This window comes from Aquimarina amphilecti (assembly GCF_900109375.1).
GTDB classification, from domain to species: domain Bacteria; phylum Bacteroidota; class Bacteroidia; order Flavobacteriales; family Flavobacteriaceae; genus Aquimarina; species Aquimarina amphilecti.
On record NZ_FOAB01000003.1, the window covers coordinates 279,217 to 300,309 of the forward strand.

The window sequence follows — 21,093 nt, forward strand, 5'->3', positions numbered from 1 at the left end:
TTATCTTCTTTAAAATACATTTTCTAACAACTTACTCAGTTGATCAAATTCTATAAGAAATGCATCATGTCCATGAACAGAATCAATCATATGATGCCAAACATTATGTTTTATTTCTTTTAGCTCTCGAAAAGTAATCTCGTCTTCAGCTGCTGTAAAAAAACCATCTGAATTAACACTAACTATATGAATATCTGATTTAATTGTTGCTGCAACATCCTTAAAGGCACCTCTACCTTCTGTAATATCAATATTAGCAAGTATATAGTTCAATTCCTTATATGCAGAAAGCTTAAATCTCCCATCTAATTTTTTCCCATGATGAAACAGCCAACTTTCTACATTATACATACTTTTTTGATCATTAAAAGTTCTATTAAACTTTTGCTTAAAAGACTCTGGTGATCTATAAATAAGCATAGCATGTAACCTAGCATCATGTACAGGGTTGCTTGAATTCAACAAAATTTGCTCTTGTATCAGACAATTTGCTTTTAACCAATCAGTCGATTTCCAATCCGTAGCTATAGGAATCAAATGATCAATCAAACTTGGTTCTATTGCCGCTAGTTCCCAAGCAATTCCTCCTCCTACTGATCCACCTATTGCTGCATAAAGACTTTCTATATTTAGTTGTTTTAATCCAGTTGCAAAAATCTTAGCTATATCCTTAGCATTAAAAAGCTTATAATCATCAATTAAATTACCTTCTTTACCATCATAGCCATTTCCAGGAATATTAAATGACAATATGGTATACTTACCGATATCAATACATTTATTCTCACCAATCAATCCATTCCACCAGCCGGTCGGACCACAAACACCCGAATTACCGGTTAATGCGTGATTGACTAAAACAATTGGAGCTGTATTAAGAGGTTTCCCAAACACTTCATAGAACAAAGGAATTCGCTTTATCTTTTGTCCTTTAGCCGTTACAAATTCTGATATTTCAATTTTTTGGAGCATATACACTAAGCCTGCTATTAAAAGAATACAACTAATCTTACTTCAATACGAAAGTCAAAAGATCAGAAACTCAATTCTTATTAATTAATTTATTTTACCCTTTCAGCTACTTTAGAAAATGCACTTTTCAAATCTGTCTTTAAATCTTCTATATTTTCCAATCCAACAGAAAGTCGAATCAAATCTTGCGTCACCCCAGTTGATTCTTGTTGTTCTTGATTTAGTTGTTGATGTGTAGTACTTGCAGGATGAATAATTAAAGACTTTGAGTCTCCAATATTTGCTAATAAAGAAAATATCTCGGTTTCATTTGCAACTGTTTTAGCAGAATCAAAACCTCCTTTTACACCAAAAGTAATAATACCACTCTGACCTTTTGGAAGATACTCTTCTGCAAGTTTATAATAAGCGTCACTTTTCAATCCAGGATATTTTACCCAAGTAACCTCATCTTGTTCTAGCAACCATTGTGCTAATGACAAAGCATTTTCACTATGTTTTTTAATTCTAATTTCTAATGTCTCCAACCCTTGTAAAATCTGAAATGCATTAAATGGGCTTAATGCTGCGCCATAATCTCTTAATCCTTCTATTCTTACTTTAGCAATAAAAGCGGCTGCACCTATTACATCGTGATACACCAATCCGTGATATCCTGGAGAAGGTTCTGTAAATTCAGGAAATTTACCACTCGACCAATCAAAAGTTCCAGCATCAATAACAACACCTCCTAAAGAAGTTCCGTTTCCACTAATGTATTTTGTTAAAGAATGAATAACAATATTAGCGCCATATTCTATTGGGTTTAATAAAGCTGGAGTAGCTACTGTATTATCAACAATCAGAGGGACTTTATAAGCTTTTGCCTCCGTAGAAATTGCTTTAAGATCTAAAACATCTAATTTTGGATTACCTAATGACTCTACAAAGAAAACTCTTGTATTCTCCTGTACAGCATTCTTAAAATTCTCAGAATCCGAAGGATCCACAAAAGTGGTTGTTATTCCAAATCTCGGCAGTGTTACATTTAATAAATTATAAGTTCCTCCATACAAACTACTGGAAGCAACAATATGATCTCCTGATTTTAACAACGTCAATAACGTGGTATTAATGGCTGCTGTTCCAGAAGCTGTAACAACAGATGCAATACCTCCTTCTATTGCAGCCAATCGTTTTTCTAAAATATCGTTTGTAGGGTTATTTAATCGAGTATAAATAAAACCTGGTTCGGATAAATTAAAAAGATTAGCAGCATGATCTGCATCATTAAAAACGTAAGATGTAGTTTGGTAAATAGGAACAGCTCTGGTTCCTCCGTTAGTTTTCACGTCATGTCCTGCGTGTAAAGCTTCTGTTGCAAATTTTTGTGCACTCATAATTTTCTATTTTAAATTTTAAATAATTGATAAAATTCAAATACATCAAACACTTTAAAAGTGTATGGTATAGAAAATTAAAAAGAAAGGAAACGACAATTACAAGTATTGTAATTTGTATCGAGTTATCTTCTTCGCCAATGACGAATAGAATTTAGCACCTTCTTTATGAATAAAGGGTTGCTAAGGTTTCATAGGGTCTATTCCCTCCACCTTTCTTAATAACTTACTAATATGTATAAGAAACTTCGTGACAAAGCTAGTAATTATTTTTAAACTAAAAACAATTTGCACAAAAATTGTTTTGATCGAAAAAATCACCCTTAAAAAGAAAAATTTATTGGAAGAAAATTAATGATACGTTAAATCCTTTCGAATATTATCATTTTTTTTACCTTTGCGGCATTATTAAAAAGGGATAGATTTGACTGATTGCAACCCTAAAGAGCTGAGACCGTAGTATTCTTAAGAAAATATAGAATCAATTCAGTAAATAAATGCTAAAGCAGTTCGATATAAATACTATGATTATCGAAAGCTTCTTTATTGCAATCTCGTCGTAATTTATTATAGTTTATTCTATAAAAACAACAAAGAATGGCGTATTTATTTACTTCAGAAAGTGTATCTGAAGGACATCCGGATAAAGTGGCAGATCAAATTAGTGATGCTTTACTAGATAACTTTTTAGCTTTTGACAAAGATTCAAAAGTAGCTTGTGAAACTTTGGTAACTACTGGACAAGTAGTTCTAGCTGGAGAGGTTAAATCAAAAACATATCTAGATGTACAGCAAATTGCAAGAGAGGTAATTAATGAAATTGGGTATACTAAAGGAGCCTATCAGTTTAGCGGAGATTCTTGTGGTGTAATTTCTCTTATCCACGAACAATCGCAAGATATCAATCAAGGTGTTGATAGAGACACTAAGGAAGAGCAAGGTGCCGGTGATCAAGGAATGATGTTTGGATATGCAACTAAAGAAACTGAAAATTACATGCCATTGGCATTAGATATTTCTCATAAAATCCTTATCGAGCTCGCTAAATTAAGAAGAGAAGGAACAGAAATTCCATATTTACGTCCTGATTCTAAAAGTCAAGTAACTATTGAATATAGTGATGACAATGTGCCTCAACGTATTGTAGCTATTGTTGTATCTACTCAACACGATGATTTTGATATTGACGATGATGTAATGCTCGCTAAAATAAAAAATGACATCGTTTCTATTTTGATACCGAGAGTTATTTCTCAATTACCAAAATATATTCAGGATTTATTTAATGATCAAATAACGTATCATATAAATCCAACTGGTAAATTTGTAATCGGAGGACCGCATGGAGATACAGGTCTTACTGGACGTAAGATTATTGTTGACACTTATGGAGGTAAAGGAGCTCACGGTGGAGGTGCTTTTTCTGGAAAAGATCCTAGTAAAGTAGACCGTTCTGCTGCATATGCATCTAGACATATAGCTAAAAACCTAGTTGCTGCTGGTGTTGCTAGTGAAGCACTCGTGCAAGTATCTTACGCTATTGGAGTTGTAGAGCCTACTTCTATTTTTGTAGATACTTATGGTACTAGTACATTAGGAATTACGGATGGAGAAATTGCAGAAAAAGTAGCTGAAATATTTGATATGAGACCAGCTGCAATTGAAGAACGTCTTAAATTACGTAACCCTATATATAAAGAAACTGCTGCATATGGACATATGGGAAAAGAGCCTAAGCTCGTAACTAAAGTTTTTGAAAGTCCATATTCTGGAAAGGTAGAAAAAGAAGTAGAATTATTTACTTGGGAAAAATTAGATTATGTAGATCACGTAAAAAAAGCTTTTCAAATATAATTTATAATTAATTTAATGTAACTTTATAATCTCCAATGCTTTATAAATATCAAGCTTAAAAATTAGTCATTTTACTAATTTGGTCGGATACTATAAGATAACCTACGAATACTAAATAATTGAATTGCCTGTTATCAATAAAAGATATATTTAAGGCGCAATGATAAAATTATCAAAAAGTACTAAAATGAGATTAAAAATTGGAATTACTTTCATTATGTTTTGTGTTTGTAGTCTATCCTTTGGACAGGACTATAAAACCAATACAAAATCTATAAAAGAAGTTGATGTAAAAATTGAAGAAGGATCTTACAATCAAGATAATTCAGTTTCTGCAGATAGACTTATCATTAAAACTTCTGAACAAGAAGGTTCAGAAAAAGATTATAACTCTTCTTCGACTTACAATGATGAAGAATGGGCTGATATTAAAAAACAAATATTGAATAACAAAAAGCGAATTAATGATGGTAAAGAAATTTTCGCTTCTAAGGTAGTTGACACCGTTTTTGTAACTATACCAAGTTTAGGAAATGAATCTCAATTATCTGGTTGGTAAATTAAATATCATCCTCTTATAAATTAAAAAAAGACTATCTAAAAAGATGGTCTTTTTTTGTACCTACTAAAATCGTAACCAAAGCTTTTTCTAGGCTAGGGAATAAACACTAATAAAAAAAGGGGTGTTTTCCCTCTAGAAACAATCTTATATATCCAGTAAATTAGCATCTGAAAATCAAGCAATTATATATAAAAAGAAAAGTTATGAAATTAAAGATGATAATGATTGTAGTTTTAATTTGGTTTGGTCAAAACTCATTTGGACAAACTAATACAGAAGAAAATAGTACTGTAGAGGATACAGTTACTACTACTGCTATAACAACTAGCAATAATAACGAAGTACTCTATAGTGATAAGGAATGGAAGAAAATAAAAAAGCAAATTCGAAGAAACAAAAAGAGAATTGCTAATAGTAAAAATGGAATCCATAGCTACAAAAAAGTAGATACTATATATTTAGAAATAAAAATCTCTAATACCAATTCCCAAATCACTGATTGGTAATATCTACTAGTGAGCTTGCAAAGGTTACACGACAAAAGGGCATTTTACCTAATTTATTCAATCAAAAATAGGGGTATTTACCTAAGACAAACATTACGGTTTTAATGTAATTTAGATTCGGATTTAATTTGTAGTTTCATACCATATTATTTATGCAATGGATTTTAGAATACAGGGTATACTAAGCCAATAAATATGTTATCGCTACCTATCTATATCTGAATTTAGTAAATCAAAAAATATCAATAACTTAAAACCATACCTGTCATGCCAAAATCAAATTATTGTTTAATTGATCCTGATGGAGGAGCCTTAAAAGTTAAGGTAACCGCTAATAACGGTATTAGGTCCGGTTCCATATTTATTCTTTGGGAATTGCAAAATGGAAAGTGGGAAAAGAAAGAAAAATTTAACGTAATTACCGGAGATGATGGTGTAGATGAGTTCATCCTTCTAGAAAAGCCTAGTGATATCGAGAATGATTCTCTAGCGTGGTCTATTAATGCTTGTTCTATGATTAATCGTGTAGAACGAGGTGAGTTTAATATTACTGTAATTCAGGATGAAGAAAAACGTTGGACAAAAGAATCTTCACGTCTTGTTCCAAAATGTTCAGATGGAAAACAGCTAAAATTTGGAAATCATGTAATTTTCAAGCATCTTATTAATGAGAATTTCTCAACATCTGACTTATGGAAAGATACAGAATAAGTTGTTCGATATATCTATTCTTGTTTATGCTTACTGGGTATTCGCAAGATTCTGATCAAGCTGGTGATAACCAGGAAGCGTATTCCTTTAAATTAGACTACAATGTTCCGGAGAGTCCAGCTTTTGCTGTATTGGATGCCAATCCAACCACCATTATGCGAGCTAGTACTCCACAAGAAATTATTACTCAATTAGCGAGTAATTTTCTTAGCGGAAATGAGGTTAGTCCAGGATTAGCATTCGATTTCAACCCCTATTTTACCTTTGGAGGAAGATTAAAAAGTGTAAAAGAATATAGAAATAGTTATGGAAAAAGGTTTCTTGCCAACCTTCAATTATCATTTGCTACAATTAATTCAATGGACTTTCCAGATGACTTGTTGTTCTCCGGAGGAATAAGAGCCACTCTTTTTGACAGCAAAGATCTCATATTTGATGAACAACTAGGACAAGATATCGATAATGCACTCCTTCCAAACGACACCGACGAACCAGGACCTATGAATTCTGATGATCAAGGTACCGTTGTAGATAATCCGGCATTAAAAGAAGCATATATAAATGCTAAAACTCGTTATATGGAAAAAGCGGGAGGTTCACTTGCCCTTGGATATGCTATTGCGGGTAGAGCTAGAGATAATTCTTTCAAAACGGACAGCATTGTTACTTACAGACACCAAGCTTGGTTGGTAGGACAATACGATTTAGGTAAAAGTGGTATGAGTATTAACGGAATGGTCATGTATCGATATGATCAAACGCCTCAGACTACGGATAACAATGGATTAATTAGTGGTATTGCTTTAAGAAAATATGGCCGAAAACTAATTCTATCTGCAGAGATTTATCACGATAGCATGAAAAAAAGTATTGATTTTGGAGGATACGCCGAAGCATATCTTATTCCTAGTATCACACTATTTGTTTCACTTAAAAAAGAAACAAATGCTATAACTGGTAATGAAGATGTCATATTAAAACCAGGAATCAAGTGGAACTTTAGTCAAGCAAAAAAGTAAAATTTTTAATAGATCATTATTTATTACAAATAGTAATATTTTAACAATGAAACCAACTGTTACCATTATTTATAATGTAGTTCTAGCAATTACTTCGGTACTATTGCTATACAGTTATTTTTATGTTCTCGTATATGACAAGGATTTTTTCACAGAAGAACACACGCATAATACACTAAATGAAAGTGCAAAAATAGTTGATAAAAGCAACCTAGATTCTTCTTCTGTTAACATACGGCCGATGCCTGCTAGCCCTATAAAAATAGATACAATCGTAAGAGACACTTCTAATGCAACACTGTCTAAAACAAAAATAAATTTGTCCGTTTCAACGGATCTAGAAAAGAAAAACTCTTTACTAAAAGAAAAAGAAACGAAAGAAAAAGAGGTTGAGCCTGTGAATTTTCTAGATATGCTGGTCGTTATGTTTTTAGCAGGCATGCTGGGAGGAGTATTAGCGAACCTTCGTGGAATTTTTGAGTTTTATAGAGAAGAAAAAATGTTTCCAGATCACTTGTTTATACCTTATCTCATAAGACCATTAACCGCTGCTATATCAGGGTTACTAATATTTTTCATATCGCATTTGATCATTTCCTCAACTGCTAATCCAACATATGATAATGAATACATATCTTTTAGAGGGATGGTTTCATTTATGAGTCTTGCTATTATTTCTGGTTTTGCATCACAAGAATTCACAGAACGGTTAAAAGCAGCTGCAGGAACATTATTTGGTATTTCTCCTTCACAACCTTTAGAAAAGGCAAGAAACATTCCTAAAGAAGCAGATTCAAATACTACAAATCCAGATCCTTCAATGAGTACAGATAGTAATGCTACCGATAGAAGCACAGAAGAATCATCTCAAACAAATATCCCTACATCCCCTCCAACCCCCCAAAGTCAACAAAAAATGGGAAAATCGAGATATATAAATCGAGATTAACATAATCCCATCTTATATGTTGAAGATTGCAACTCTTCTTTATAACAAATAAAGAAGGTGATAGGTTTTATAAAATAATAAATCATGGGAAAAACACTGCGCGTCTGCCTGGCTATGGGAGGAGGAGTTTCTTTAGGCTCTTTTTCTGGATCAGCATTAACAGAGGCTTTAAAACTATTAGTACTTTATGGTAAGGATAATGATAAAAATTCATACGATAAAGTAATCGTTGACGGAATGAGTGGAGCAAGTGCGGGCGCAATTGCTTTGACAATAATGTTAAAATGCCTTATTGATTATCAGATAATGATCCCGTTATTTAGTGATCAACTTACAGAACAAAATTTACTAGATGAAATTATAAGAGATTATTTTAACGGAGATATTTCAAAGGCAAATAAACACAAAGACAAGTTCGAAACATTAAAAGCCTTACAACTCGCTCAAAAAATTCAATATAAATTATGGGTAGAAGAAGTTAATTCTCTAAAACTTTATGGCACCAAAGCTAATGATGAATACAAGCCAAAACCTAATGAATCTTTTTCTCTATTAGATAGAAAACTTTTAGAAGATCTTACCAAAAAATACCTAATGGATTCTAATGGAATGGATATATCCAAAAGGCAGCTTTTAGATCCAAAACGTGTGATTTTTGCTTGTTCATTAACCAATCTCCTTCCCATTGAAATAGATTTTTTCAAAAATGGAAGTCCAAGCAAAGATAGACTTCAGCAAAACTTTCTGAAATCAGTTGGATCAGAAAACCATTCTGAATTGCGTGTAATCGATTTTGTTTTTGACGAAAATGCAATTCAAGAAGATCAAAAAGAATCAGACTCAAGATGGTTAAAATTTTCTAATACTCCCAATCCAAATACTCCAACTCATTTTCAGATGACGGATAAATCAGCTTGGGCGACTATTTCTGCCTCTGCGCTAGGCTGCGGAGCATTTCCAATAGCTTTTGAACCAGTAGTATTAAAAAGATATAAGCAAGAGTTTGGAGATAACGATAATAACACAAATTGGCCATCTTCTTTCATTAAAATAAAAAACGAAATTGATACTCATATTTCCAACAGTAATGATTCCTTTAAACAAAATAGTTTTTTTGCTGAGGAGGTAGATAACATCTTAAACTATGAAAGCTTTAACTTTCCATACATAGACGGAGGAACTTTTAACAACGAACCAATCCGGGAAGCCTTTAAAATAGGAACCTTTCAGGATTTTGGACGTATTACCGAAAATGAAGAAAGACTTATTTTATTTGTAGATCCCATTGTTAGAGAAGAACAATATCATTCATTTAAAGTGTCTGCTTTTTCGCCTATTAAAATGTCAGATAATGAAGTTACTTTCAAAAAAGAATTAAGTAAACTTCTAGGAAATACTTCTAGTATTTTAGGTGTATTAACAAACCAAGGAAGTATTAAAGAAGAACATAAAATCATTGATATAAAAGAAAATTTTGAACTCAGAAAAACTATTTTCAATTACCTAGATGCGAATACTGATATGAGCAGCAATTTGAGTATTGAAATTATTGCTACCGCTTTCAATAAAATTGCAAAAAACTTAAAAAACGGCATCATTTCTTTAGGCACTAGGGACCCTATGGAGTATTTCCTAGCAGAAATAAGAAAGAACTGCGAAGACACAAATAGTCATCTAACTACTTGTATTAAAATACGTCAAGAAGATTTAATGAGTCTTAAAAATCTAATTGATCAAAAAATCAGAAAATCAGAGCCTCTTAAGATTGACAAAGTATATGAGAAGTTGCAACTAACTAACAAAGGAGATAAAAATATCTTTGCGCAAACAGTTTTTAAGGTAATAGCCGATTTTGCATTAAATACAGATGGAAAAAACGAGAATGCTTACCGCGCGGCAATACTACCCATTAATAAAAACCTAAACACCATAGAATTACCTGGGAGTGAAATTGAAGCTTTTGGTGGGTTTGCATCTTTAAAAGCCAGAAAATATGCTTTTGAATTTGCTCGTTTAAGTACATTATTATCACTAAAAGAAAGTGCTGGTGGATTTAGGCCAGATCGACCTTTTATTGCTAATGAAGGTTTTTCTAGCCTAGAAAATCAGCTTACCAATAAAATTAAGAGCATCGATTTTTTTAATGATAAAAATCAATATACTCATGAACTAGAAAACAATCTTTTTAACCCATCAATTGCGCGTATAAAAGGAGTTTTATTGAGTAATAAATACTTAAAATTCATATTATTAAAAGTCCCTTTTGTAGCAACTTCATTATTAGGCGCTATAGCTATGCCATTCGTATCTATTGGATTATTGGCATCTTCTATTTTCAAGAAATCGCCATGGAGAGGTTCTAATATTCTAAAAAACCTTATTAATAAAAGTGTAGATAAAATCAATTATATGTCATTAGAATCTGTTACAATTTCAATCTTAAGTGACACGCAACTCAATAAAAAACTTTTAATAAGGTGCTCTGATGATTCAATAAAAAAACGAAAATCCATAGAACATACTTTAAAAACACCGGACAATAAAATTAGATATCAATATTACTTTCAGGTATCACTTTTAGAGTACATTAAAAAAGAGAATTCTATCCATGTTGATAGCATATCACAAAATGCAGATTCTTTAAAAATCAATTCTCAATTCATACAACGACTTGGATTATCACTATCTGATAAGGTAAAAATGCCTAATGATATTGATGGAAATCTTAACCCTGAAAACAAACGTATTGCCATTGAAAACAATTATGTTGACATTGTAACAGAAATGAGAATTGACAAATTTAATCTACCGCTTTTAAACAATTCAATTAATGATGCTTCTACGGCATTGCATTATTCGTTAAAGAATATAAATTATCATGTAAACCCATTATTAGAAATTGATTTACAAAAACTTACAGAAGGATGGTATTTTAAAGAACAAACAGAATCATTGGATAAAAAATTAATGCGTTAACATATTATGTAAGATATCGGTGCAATTTTTGAGGTAATATCAAAAAAACATCATAGTATGAAAACTGATATGTACACAAAATCTATCCTAACAATTATTGCAATTGCATTAAGCATTATTGCAATAAAAGACATTGATATTATACCAAAAGCTTATGCTAGTGGTACATCTTTATCATCCAATTACGGATTGATTCCTGTTAACAAAGATGGAACAATTACAGTTAAACTAGCAACTAATAAAGAACTTGATGTAAATATCAAAAGTATTAGTACTTACGACAAACTTAAGATTGACATTAATGAAATCAGTACAAGTAATGAATTAAACATTAACATTGATGAAATCGGCGGAAGCTATGTTTCCAGTGGTGGTCCTATCAAAGTGAAAGTCCAGAATTAGTAATAGATACATCTAAATTTTATTCTCAAAATCTTACAAAAAACTTGATCTTGCTATAATCCTGCTGCAGCCGAAGTAACTTTATCCAACGCTCCACTTATCTTATTTAGCACCTCTTCGATATCATCTATACCATGACGCTGCTGTAAGTATTTAGGATCATTATATGAAATCTTCACTACGTTAGCATCATCCTGAAAAACCAAAATTTTCTGCGGAAGATCTAATCCTGTAGTTTGAGCACTTTGCATCAGTGGAGTTCCTAATTTAGGGTTTCCAAACATAATAATTCTGGTAGGGTTCAGCTCTAATCCCACAGATGCTGCGTTTGCCTGATGATCTAATTGGGCTATAATTTTTAGATTTGGATTATTTTCAATAATAGCTACTAACCCATTATATGTTTCCACAAAACTCTTAGTACTCTCTTTTATAACAATTCCTTGTTTTGGTGTAATTTTCATTTGTTTTTCTAATTCAGGTTGCGCAATATTAGACGTATCCTTTTTAACTTGATTACAAGAAAATAGGAGTATACAAAAAACAAAGCAAAAAACTATTCTTTTCATCGTGAGTTTGGTTTAATATAGTGGTTGGTCATCATTTTTACTATAATCACAATCATTGACATTAACATACCAGATCATTTTTACGTTATCAGAAAACTCATCACTTTGATTTACATCTTTGTTATCAAGGTATACTTGTGTCATTTCTCCTGTCGTTCCTAAAATAGAATACCAAGAATGTGTTTTTATTAAGTTTAAATGAGGTAATTCTCTAGAGGGTGCTTGTCCCATGATTTTTGATAATTGTGCAAAAACATGACCTTTACTAATAGTTAAGAACTGTGCTTCCGCAGTGTGCTCAACGGTAATCACTTGTTTTAATCCATCTTTTTTGTATTCATTATAAATACCCCAACCTACTCTAATTTCGCAACCTTGGCGTACTGCTTTTTTTAAATCATTTATATCTCCGAATAAGGGATTTCCTTCGCTATCATTTCTGTAGATTTCTTGCCATCCTTTTACTTCATTTACAGGGTTTTCGTGTTGTTTTCCAATATTACAAGAACTCCATAAAACTACTATGAAGAGCATCGTTATATTTCTAACCATCCAATTACTTTTTACTCTAAAGATAGTCGAAAAGCAAAACAAATTCTAATTTCGCATGCTTATATTTGTGCTCTCAAGGGATTTTTCAACCTTTATTATGTTCGTATTTACTGAGGTATTAAGAGGAGATTTAATAGCCTAAGAAGAATACTAATTACTTATCCAATTATCAGCCTTTGAAAATTTAAAGGGTCTGTCGGTGTATAATTCTTATTACACGCGATCATTTATTTCTTGGTCCCAATTGTTATATTAGTACTTGCTTCTGGATACAAAAAATATCCATTATCTGTATAATGAATTACAAAATTAACTACTGTGGGAATAGCAGCGTTAACAGTTTTACGAGAAATACCATTCAAACCATGCTTAGGCATTCTGTCTTTCAATATTCTTGGTGTCCAACTGCCAGAATTTAAAATTAAATATTTGATATCTACAGTCTCATCAATAGCAACTGCACTGCTATTTTGGATTTTAATATTTTGAATAGTTCCCGTTGTAGAAATTACAAAACTACATAAGGAATATCCTTTTTTATTATTTGTGGTATATGTTTTCCCTAAATATGAATAAAAATCATTCCCTTTTTGTGAAGATTGATACCCAACATTTTTATAACCTACCATATGCTTAGTACAAGATTTACATTCTTCTATACTTATAGTTTTAGAAACTTCTATATTTCCATCTAACGAAATATAAGGAATTGTAGAATACGTGGTTTTAGATAAAGCCCCTAATGGATACCCTTCTCCCTTTATAAACTTCCCTTCATTATATTCTTCTTTATAGATCAATCGATTATTGGACTTGCTTTTTAAAGTCCAAATGCCATCTGGCAATCCACTCTTTACTTTTCCTTTTACAACTGCATGCCTTCTTCCTCTATCGTTTTTGAAACTTCCAAACCCATTTTCTACTTTCTTTTTACCTCTTTTTGTATAATATTCTAGTATTTTAACCTGATTATCTTCATAATTATAGGTTATGTAGGGTTTACCGCTTTTATACCAATGTTTCCAGATACCTACTTTCTTTCCATTTTCATAATTACCTTCCATTAGTTTATTACCGTTATCAAAATAAACCACAGCATTGCCTTCTAACTGACCATTTTCCATTGTAGCTTTTACTGCTATACTATTATCCATGTAGTAATCTTCAAAATAACCGTCAATAGTAAGATTCTCTGGATTCACCTTAGCTAATCTGTAGAAATAAGCACAGTCCTGAGTTATCGGTTGTTCGGCACTATCTAGATGAATTCTTACACTGTCTTTTGCTATAAATTGAAAACAAGGATCAGTTCCTTTTTGAGCGTTGATATATTGAATACAAAGTATTAAAACTATAAATATGTATTTATTCATTTTCTATTTAATTCAGATTCTATATTAATAGTGTCATGAAAGCATAAAATGTTACCTTACATTTTAAAAAATTAAAATAGTTTTTCAACCTTTAACAATATTCTAAGTAGATTCTAAACCCTTTAACCCATAATAATCTATAGCCTGTTTTTTTAATGGATTTTTATCCCAATCTTCCCAAGTGTTTTTATATCGGTCATACCCTTGTATATATGTAAGATCACGCATAACTTCAAGTAATTTTTTTAAACAGAAGTCGTAATTGATAAAAAACGAGAAGCTTTTCAGTCTATAGTTAACAATATTTTGCTTTCTACTGAAAGATTTAAATACTTTTGATCTCATCTAAAGAATAAACAATGAAATACTTGAGGCTTTTAATATTTAATCTTTTTGTCTTAATCCCAATATTTAGTTTTGGACAATCAAGTGATTCATTGTCCAAACTTCCTTACGAAGTTCTTATTAAAACCTACAAAAATTTAATTAAGACTGACTTGATAAAAGCTAAACCCTACGTACAAGCTCTTCTCAAAAAAGCTAAAGCCAACCAAAAGATAACCCCCATTACAAGTGGATATCGTGAAATGGCTTTTTACTATTATAAAACCAAGGATTTTGAAAAATACATTACTTATTTAGACAGTGCAATAGTATTTGGCAAACAGTCAAATTACAAATATTACCCTACCTCTTTTTATGTAAACAAAGGCACTTTTTATAGTGGTAAAGGCATGTTTGATCTGACATTAGATAATTACTTAAAGGGATTGGAATGGGCAGAAAAAAGAAATGATCTTAATTACAAAGCAATAATACAGCATAACATCGCTCTACTAAAAAGAAAAACCGGCAACTATGAAGAATCCATAACGCTATTTAAAGAAGCACTGGCTTACGAAGCTGTAAGAATTTCAAAAGATCAAAACGACTCTTTAAGTTATTTGGTAACACTTTCCGATTTAATAATTACTTTCAGAAAAAATAAAGAAATAGATTCTGCATTAACTTTTAACAAAAAAGGAATAAAAATGGCGGAAGGTAAAGATATTCAGAATCTTTTTCTACTGCATAAAGGAGTAATTCAATATTATACAAAGGATTATGATTCTTCTATTATTAATATAAATAACGCTTTGAACACTTATGAAAAATCGGATAAAAATTGGTTTTTTGAGAATTACAATTTAATTGATGCATACCTCCATTTAGGAAAATCTTATGAAGCAACTTCGAATAAAGAAAAATATATAGCGTATTATAAAAAAGTAGACTCTATTGCAGAACTCGACAACTATTTGATACCTGAATCAAGGAATGCATATACTTCTTTAGTAAATCATTACAAAAATACGGGAAATAAGAAGCAACAACTTCACTATATCAATAAGCTAATTCATCTGGATAGTATTTCAGACAAAAGCTTTGGCGACTTAAAGAATAAAATCACTAAGGAGTATGATACCCCACTATTACTTGAAGAAAAAGAAAAAATTATTACTGATTTAGAGAAAGAAAAAAAGAAAACATCTTTTTATAATACTATTATAACTTTTTTATTCGTCATAAGTTTAATTGGCATCGGTTATTACTATTATCGTCAAAAAGTGTTTAAAAAAAGATTTTCTAAATTACTCGATAGCACAAAAGAACAAGATGATGATAAAGAATCTAATAATCAATCGGTTTCTTCCACTATTAACAAAGAAACCCTAGCCGACTTATTAGATAAATTAGACCAATTTGAAAAAGAAAAAGGATATTTAAAAAACAATTTAAATTCAAAAGATTTAGCCAAAAGCTTCAATTCAAATTCGTCATATCTTTCGAAAGTCATAAACACAGTTAAAGAAAAAAATTTCACTAATTATATAAATGATCTTCGTGTAGATTTTGCAATAAATAAGTTAAAAGAAGATTCAATTTTTCGAAAATACACGATTAAGGCAATTGCTAAAGAAATAGGTTTCAATAATTCTGAAGCGTTTTCTAAAGCTTTCTATAAAAAAACGGGTATATATCCTTCCTATTTTATTAAAGAATTAAACAAAGAGTGCCTATAAATATTAAAAACCACCTTTATACTGTTAATTCGGCATAGATAGGATCGTTTTGTACCATTAATTTATTACCATTATCAAAATAAACCACGGCATTGCCTTCTAACTTACCATTTTCCATTGTAGCTTTTACCGCTATACGATTATCCATGTAGTAATCTTCAAAATAGCCATCATTAATAAGATTCTCTGGATTCACCTTAGCTAATCTGTAGAAATAAGCACAGTCTTGAGTTATCGGTTGTTCGGCACTGTCTAGATGAATTCTCACACTGTCTTTTGCTATAAACCGAAAACAAGGATCAGTTCCTTTTTGAGCGTTGATGTATTGAATACAAAGTACTAAAACTACAATTATATATTTATTCATTTTCTATTTAATTCAGATTCTATAATTATAGTGTCATTAAAGCATAAAATGTTACCTTACATTTTAAAAAATTAAAATAGTTTTTCAACCTAAGAAATACTCTCTGTAGGTTCTAACCCATAATAATTTATAGCTTCCTGTTTTAATGGATTTTTATCCCAATCTTCCCAAGTGTTTTCATATGGGTCATACCCACATTTTAAAGGTTTACTAAAAGTATTTTTAGGAGTCTCTACATAAGCTCTACAGTCAGTACATATGTATCTAAACTCACAATCTTTACAAGTTTCTATTTGATTCTTATTAATGCTCCAATATTCCTTATAATTTTTATTCTCTAAAACTTCTTCAAAAGTATTTTTATCAATATGACCAAAAGATTTTTTCATTGATGGACAATTTTTAATATTACCATCTATGTCTATTGAGATTTTTCCATTTAGACAAGAATTATGTTTCAATGACTCAGTAAATGTTTTAATATTTACCGAAAATAAACCTGGATCAATAAGTCCGCAACATTTTACGTTCTTTAAAACTTGATTAGAATAAATAATATACCCTCTTTTATTATCAATTGGTGGTATAAACTTTTTTTCAGGAGCGGAATAAAACCTAAAAGAAGAAACTCTAGGAAAATTATACATAAGGTCCTGCACTTTTTTCTTATCAAAATCTTTAGAAAAAGGTATCGTGAAATCTATTGACAGTACAGATGACTTTATAGTATTTAGATGCTTTACAGTAGTTTCGATTTCATCAAAGTCAATTTTTCTGAAAAATCTTAATTCTACATGTTTACAATTCATATTGGTTAAGCCATCTAATACTTTAAAAATATCATACTTATAACTTCTTCCAATATCTATAATAGCATTCGTAATTTCATTAGGTGATTGCCATTCCATAGACATTTTTGGAAATAACTCTGGAGTGGCAGTAAAAAATATAAACTCATGTTCAATTAAAAACTCAAAATATTCGTCAATTACGGTATCATATTTATGATTATACTCCTTTTTAATTTCTATAATGGTATTGCCTTCATGCTTTTTTATTAGCTCATATAAATCATTAGGGATTAGTTGTATGGATCCCCTATGAAGATCACAAATAGAGCTTCTTTTAGCCCCTTTTACAGGAATACAATTTGCAATAAGTTTAAAAGGAGTTTCTTGTTCAACTTTCATAGGGTAAAAATTTTCGAAATGGGTCTGTAAAAACTATAAGGAGTCATTGCATCTGTATCTATATAATCAATTGCAATTGTTTTATTTTGTTGTTTGAAAATCCTATTTTTTTGAATTTCTGCTTTTTGAAACGTAAGCGGTAAAACGGGTTGTAATTTCTTTATTTGGTCCATATTACTTTAGTATTGATTATTTAAAAACTAGATATTCTGCGATATTCTTTTCGATATAATAATTGCAATGTTTTGAAACCCAATCTAGTTGTCCTTGTGGATTAACTTCTAAGAATATATAATCATCCGACCTGTCTACGATAAGATCTATAGATCCTGTAGAGAGTCTAGATCTTTTTATAAAGTTTAGTACTTTTTGTTCAATATGTTTTGGTAAAAGAACAGGAACATTTCTATTTGGTTTCTCTCTATTATAATTACGGTAATCGACCGAAGTTTTGGTGTCATTTTGTGATAAGATAGCCATAGGATACAAGGTGGTTTTAAAAAAGAAAACTCGGATTTCATACTTTTTATCAATCTTTTCTTGTACCAATGTTGGAGCAAAATGCTCTTTCATAGATGTAATCATATCTTCAGATACGACAAAGGTACCTGCTGAATACATCCCAGAATCCTGAGCTTTTATCTTTATACCATATCGAATGTCTTTGGTAATAATTTGATCATAAGCATTAAAAAACGATTGTAATTCCTTTTTGGAAGTTGTTATTAATGTATCCGGGATTCGAATACCACAATCTTTTGCTTTTAGCAGATAATCAATTTTATAATTTTCAACTTCCTTATGATAGCTGCCAATATATTCTTTAGTTTCACCAAGAATATCTTCCAACGATTTTAATAAACTATCTTCCTCCTTTTTTAGATAGGTATATAAAGATGAAGTAGTATTTCTAAGTGTACTTGGTAAAAAACGCATACTTCCACGACGATGCCATATTTTTTCAACCTTACTTGTATCAATACAAGCAATTTTTGAAGTACAAGTTTGATTTGTGATTTTAAGACTATTTAACGGAGTATAACCTGAGAAGTTAATTCGTTTTACATCTTTGGTATAATGACGAATCCACTCCATAGCAATATTAGTGGTGATATCGTTAGTATCACCAATGACAAGTATCATAATAAGAATATTTTTTTTAGTTTTTAGTAACAATTTTGAGAGGTAATAATTCCTGCCGTCCTTCTAAATTCCATTTGATCAAATGATATTCTGCGGTAGTCATTCTCTTTGCTTCCAGTTCACGATGTAGCAATGGCATCAATTGATCACAATATTTATCATCCGCATGTTGGAATATTAGCCATATAGGAATTGGTTTTCCGCTACGGTTTGGATTTGGGAACCCATATTGATCAGTAAAAGTGATGAGTTTTTGTGTATTTTGATCATCTAAACGCTCTTGAATGCTCCAGAGTGAGTCCCATTCTTTTTTTGGAGGTTGTTTTCCAATTCTATATATAGAGTCTAGGGGTTTTCTATAGCGTTGGTCATTTTTTACCATTGTTGCTAGTTCCTCTTGTAGTATCACTTTATCAAGATTCTGAAAAGCGGTTTCTATCTCTTCATTTGTTTTTATATCTTGCTTACAAGAGAATAAAACAAGTAGACAAATACTATATATAGGAAATGATTTCATTTATATTGTAGCTTAAGAATTAATAAGGAAGACCTTGTCTTCCGTTCACATGCCATTTAAGCATTAAGTAAGTCATACTATCCATTCGTTTAGCCTGATATTCACGTTCGATAAGAGGTTTAATTTTTTCGTGATATTCAACAGGTGCATGGTGAAATAATATCCAGGGAGCAATAGGTTTTCCGGTTCGATCTGAATTTGGGAAACCATATTTTTCAGTAATCTCTATAATTCGTCGGGTGTTTTCTTGATCATTTAAGTATCTTCTATCTTCTAATGAATCCCTTTTTGTTTTATAGTCCTTATGATTTATATCTAGGTTACTTGTTTGATTTCTATAGTGTTGATCGTTGTAAACCATTTCTTCTAACTCTTTCCAAAGTTTTTCGTTATTAACTACCTGAAAAGCTTTTTCAATTTCTTCATTACTTGGTTGTGATTTTTTACAAGAGACGATTGTTACCATTAAAAGAAGTAGAAGATATATTGGTTTCATATTTTAGCTTTTCAAAAAAATAGGTTCTTGTAAAAGTAGTTTTTTATAAAAAGAGATAAGCAAATATCTAGAATATACTTACCTCTTTTTTTATTACACATCTCTACAGTTTTTAACGAGCATTATATGGCTCTACAAAGCAGAACATATCTCCTACTCCAAATCTTCCATCTCCATTACTATCTTCCCATACATCTGTGTATTGACCATTGGAGTTTAGACCAGTGTGTGAAGTTTCATTACCTCCTCTAATTTGATTCAAGGAAATACCATTCATTTCAGAATTTTGAAAATCTTTAATTCGTTTCATCATATTTGATTTAATAGTTAATACATTATTCACATGCAATTATTTCCATACACTCTCCTGGATCTGCTTTTCCATTATCATTAGAGTCTTCTAAGCAGTCACATTGTGCTGTATCGCCGCTTCCAAAAGAAGTATTAATATATTGTGTTCCTCCGTAAATATTACTTAATCCAATTTTCTCGATTTTTAAACTTTCAAATTTTTCCATGTTGTTTTTAATTTAAAATAATTTGCACCTACTCTATTTTATCTAAAGGCTTTTCGGTTTCCGCCTTGTCCGTTGCGCAACGGTTTTTTATTTAGATTATCTATACCGTAAGATTGTAGGGTCTTTTGGATTTATATCTTATATTATAATTATAGAGCTTTAGACCCTATACTTCGAGAACTTAAGTCCTTATATTAGTAACTAAGCTTAACAAAGCCCTACTAAACAACTGCTATGCTATTAATTCGGCATAGATAGGATCGTTTTGTACCATCTGAAATAAACGATCTTTAATCATACACTTCTTTTTTCTGGTATACCCTTCTGTATACCCAGTACTATTAGCAATGTCACGCATGCTTTTTCCTTCAAAAAATAATCCCAATACCAATCTGCTGCTATCCGTAAGTTTAGTTATATGTCTATAAAACACTTCTTCTTGATCCCTATTGGTTATCTTATCGTACAAAGACGTATCATTGTCCTCTGCTTTTTGAACAATAGGCTCGCTGTATTCTAACATCCTTTTTTTTCTTGATTGATTCTTCCAAATATTTTTACAAACTCCTATAAAATATGCATGAATCGACTGGTGCAGTTCTAGATCCCCTGTTCGTAATTTGTGGTATACTAATATCATTGCTTCCTGAAAAACATCTTCTACATCCTCGGTTGTGCCCTGGTATTTTAGAATAATCTTTCTAACAGCTGGAAAGTTTTTCTTATAAAATGATTTTAGGACATCGTTATTACCTAAGATGATTCCTTCTACGATATATTGATTTTTTGTTGAGTTCATGTGTTATTTTCCTTTACTTTTTTACTCTTTTCCTTTAAAATTTGAATGCAAAACCCTTATCGATGACAACAGACATCGTTTATAGAACTTCACAACCCTTGGTAGCAACAGCTTATTTAAAAAACTTCAATTATTGAGTTATTAGGATCGGACTAATTAGCTTAATTTTTAGACAC

General features: G+C 31.0%; 24 protein-coding genes and 1 riboswitch. Of the genes, 9 read left to right on the forward strand and 15 right to left on the reverse strand.

The window, feature by feature from the left end:
• Nucleotides 1–9: 9 nt before the first annotated feature.
• Entirely contained in the window at nucleotides 10–972 is a 963-nt protein-coding gene (locus BMY33_RS23970; protein ID WP_342028419.1) for an alpha/beta fold hydrolase, read from the reverse strand.
• Nucleotides 973–1,061: 89 nt separating this feature from the next.
• Nucleotides 1,062–2,351: an O-acetylhomoserine aminocarboxypropyltransferase/cysteine synthase family protein gene (locus tag BMY33_RS08955; RefSeq protein ID WP_091407656.1), complete on the reverse strand. Its 1,290-nt coding sequence runs from the start codon at nucleotides 2,349–2,351 to the stop codon at nucleotides 1,062–1,064.
• 122 nt (nucleotides 2,352–2,473) lie between these two features.
• Nucleotides 2,474–2,579: riboswitch (SAM riboswitch) on the reverse strand.
• A gap of 369 nt (nucleotides 2,580–2,948) precedes the next feature.
• Between BMY33_RS08955 and metK the strand changes: the two genes are divergently transcribed.
• The 8 genes from metK (at nucleotide 2,949) to BMY33_RS08995 (ending at nucleotide 11,330) form a co-directional block, all read left to right on the forward strand.
• Nucleotides 2,949–4,205 carry a methionine adenosyltransferase gene (metK, locus tag BMY33_RS08960; RefSeq protein WP_091407657.1) on the forward strand — a complete coding sequence of 419 codons (1,257 nt, stop codon included), beginning with the start codon at nucleotides 2,949–2,951 and terminating at the stop codon, nucleotides 4,203–4,205.
• 187 nt (nucleotides 4,206–4,392) lie between these two features.
• Entirely contained in the window at nucleotides 4,393–4,764 is a 372-nt protein-coding gene (locus BMY33_RS08965) for a hypothetical protein (RefSeq protein ID WP_091407659.1), read from the forward strand.
• Between the two features lie 206 nt (nucleotides 4,765–4,970).
• Nucleotides 4,971–5,273, forward strand: coding sequence for a hypothetical protein (locus tag BMY33_RS08970; protein ID WP_091407661.1), 303 nt, complete (start codon nucleotides 4,971–4,973; stop codon nucleotides 5,271–5,273).
• Between the two features lie 267 nt (nucleotides 5,274–5,540).
• The gene (locus BMY33_RS08975) at nucleotides 5,541–5,984 is read left to right on the forward strand and encodes a hypothetical protein (RefSeq protein ID WP_091407662.1); all 444 of its coding nucleotides are present in this window, start codon (nucleotides 5,541–5,543) and stop codon (nucleotides 5,982–5,984) included.
• Nucleotides 5,966–7,003 carry a hypothetical protein gene (locus tag BMY33_RS08980; RefSeq protein WP_139195617.1) on the forward strand — a complete coding sequence of 346 codons (1,038 nt, stop codon included), beginning with the start codon at nucleotides 5,966–5,968 and terminating at the stop codon, nucleotides 7,001–7,003. Before BMY33_RS08975 ends, BMY33_RS08980 begins: the two co-directional genes overlap by 19 nt.
• A 46-nt stretch (nucleotides 7,004–7,049) precedes the next feature.
• Entirely contained in the window at nucleotides 7,050–7,952 is a 903-nt protein-coding gene (locus BMY33_RS08985) for a hypothetical protein (protein WP_091407665.1), read from the forward strand.
• A gap of 84 nt (nucleotides 7,953–8,036) precedes the next feature.
• Entirely contained in the window at nucleotides 8,037–10,928 is a 2,892-nt protein-coding gene (locus BMY33_RS08990) for a patatin-like phospholipase family protein (RefSeq protein WP_091407667.1), read from the forward strand.
• A gap of 57 nt (nucleotides 10,929–10,985) precedes the next feature.
• Nucleotides 10,986–11,330, forward strand: a complete 345-nt coding sequence (locus tag BMY33_RS08995) for a hypothetical protein (protein WP_091407669.1) — start codon at nucleotides 10,986–10,988, stop codon at nucleotides 11,328–11,330.
• Nucleotides 11,331–11,383: 53 nt separating this feature from the next.
• On the opposite strand, the gene BMY33_RS09000 is transcribed toward BMY33_RS08995, so the two are convergent.
• From BMY33_RS09000 to BMY33_RS23900, 4 genes are all read right to left on the reverse strand, one after another.
• Nucleotides 11,384–11,899 (reverse strand): DUF302 domain-containing protein, encoded by a 516-nt coding sequence (locus tag BMY33_RS09000; RefSeq protein ID WP_091407671.1) that lies wholly within the window; start codon nucleotides 11,897–11,899, stop codon nucleotides 11,384–11,386.
• A gap of 12 nt (nucleotides 11,900–11,911) precedes the next feature.
• Nucleotides 11,912–12,451 carry a hypothetical protein gene (locus tag BMY33_RS09005; RefSeq protein WP_091407672.1) on the reverse strand — a complete coding sequence of 180 codons (540 nt, stop codon included), beginning with the start codon at nucleotides 12,449–12,451 and terminating at the stop codon, nucleotides 11,912–11,914.
• Between the two features lie 227 nt (nucleotides 12,452–12,678).
• Nucleotides 12,679–13,824 carry a toxin-antitoxin system YwqK family antitoxin gene (locus tag BMY33_RS09010; RefSeq protein WP_091407674.1) on the reverse strand — a complete coding sequence of 382 codons (1,146 nt, stop codon included), beginning with the start codon at nucleotides 13,822–13,824 and terminating at the stop codon, nucleotides 12,679–12,681.
• Nucleotides 13,825–13,926: 102 nt separating this feature from the next.
• On the reverse strand, nucleotides 13,927–14,052 hold the full coding sequence (locus tag BMY33_RS23900) for a hypothetical protein (RefSeq protein ID WP_280139530.1): 126 nt from the start codon (nucleotides 14,050–14,052) through the stop codon (nucleotides 13,927–13,929).
• Nucleotides 14,053–14,183: 131 nt separating this feature from the next.
• On the opposite strand from BMY33_RS23900, the gene BMY33_RS09015 reads away from it, so the two are divergent.
• Nucleotides 14,184–15,887 carry an AraC family transcriptional regulator gene (locus BMY33_RS09015; protein WP_091407675.1) on the forward strand — a complete coding sequence of 568 codons (1,704 nt, stop codon included), beginning with the start codon at nucleotides 14,184–14,186 and terminating at the stop codon, nucleotides 15,885–15,887.
• A 16-nt stretch (nucleotides 15,888–15,903) separates the two neighbouring features.
• On the opposite strand, the gene BMY33_RS09020 is transcribed toward BMY33_RS09015, so the two are convergent.
• From BMY33_RS09020 to BMY33_RS09055, 9 genes are all read right to left on the reverse strand, one after another.
• Complete coding sequence (locus BMY33_RS09020; protein ID WP_091407677.1) at nucleotides 15,904–16,254, reverse strand: toxin-antitoxin system YwqK family antitoxin; 351 nt, start codon at nucleotides 16,252–16,254, stop codon at nucleotides 15,904–15,906.
• An 89-nt stretch (nucleotides 16,255–16,343) separates the two neighbouring features.
• Nucleotides 16,344–17,444, reverse strand: a complete 1,101-nt coding sequence (gwsS, locus tag BMY33_RS09025) for a grasp-with-spasm system SPASM domain peptide maturase (protein WP_091407679.1) — start codon at nucleotides 17,442–17,444, stop codon at nucleotides 16,344–16,346.
• Nucleotides 17,441–17,617, reverse strand: a complete 177-nt coding sequence (locus BMY33_RS23450) for a hypothetical protein (protein ID WP_170837046.1) — start codon at nucleotides 17,615–17,617, stop codon at nucleotides 17,441–17,443. Before BMY33_RS23450 ends, gwsS begins: the two co-directional genes overlap by 4 nt.
• A gap of 16 nt (nucleotides 17,618–17,633) precedes the next feature.
• Nucleotides 17,634–18,587: an ATP-grasp domain-containing protein gene (locus BMY33_RS09030; RefSeq protein ID WP_139195618.1), complete on the reverse strand. Its 954-nt coding sequence runs from the start codon at nucleotides 18,585–18,587 to the stop codon at nucleotides 17,634–17,636.
• 16 nt (nucleotides 18,588–18,603) lie between these two features.
• Nucleotides 18,604–19,104, reverse strand: a complete 501-nt coding sequence (locus tag BMY33_RS09035) for a hypothetical protein (RefSeq protein WP_091407682.1) — start codon at nucleotides 19,102–19,104, stop codon at nucleotides 18,604–18,606.
• Nucleotides 19,105–19,123: 19 nt separating this feature from the next.
• A complete protein-coding gene (locus BMY33_RS09040; RefSeq protein ID WP_139195619.1) occupies nucleotides 19,124–19,600 on the reverse strand; it encodes a hypothetical protein in 477 nt (158 codons plus the stop codon).
• A gap of 112 nt (nucleotides 19,601–19,712) precedes the next feature.
• Nucleotides 19,713–19,910 carry a hypothetical protein gene (locus BMY33_RS09045; RefSeq protein ID WP_139195620.1) on the reverse strand — a complete coding sequence of 66 codons (198 nt, stop codon included), beginning with the start codon at nucleotides 19,908–19,910 and terminating at the stop codon, nucleotides 19,713–19,715.
• 25 nt (nucleotides 19,911–19,935) lie between these two features.
• Nucleotides 19,936–20,118: a hypothetical protein gene (locus tag BMY33_RS09050; RefSeq protein WP_091407687.1), complete on the reverse strand. Its 183-nt coding sequence runs from the start codon at nucleotides 20,116–20,118 to the stop codon at nucleotides 19,936–19,938.
• A gap of 232 nt (nucleotides 20,119–20,350) precedes the next feature.
• Complete coding sequence (locus BMY33_RS09055) at nucleotides 20,351–20,917, reverse strand: RNA polymerase sigma factor (protein WP_091407688.1); 567 nt, start codon at nucleotides 20,915–20,917, stop codon at nucleotides 20,351–20,353.
• Nucleotides 20,918–21,093 lie beyond the last annotated feature (176 nt).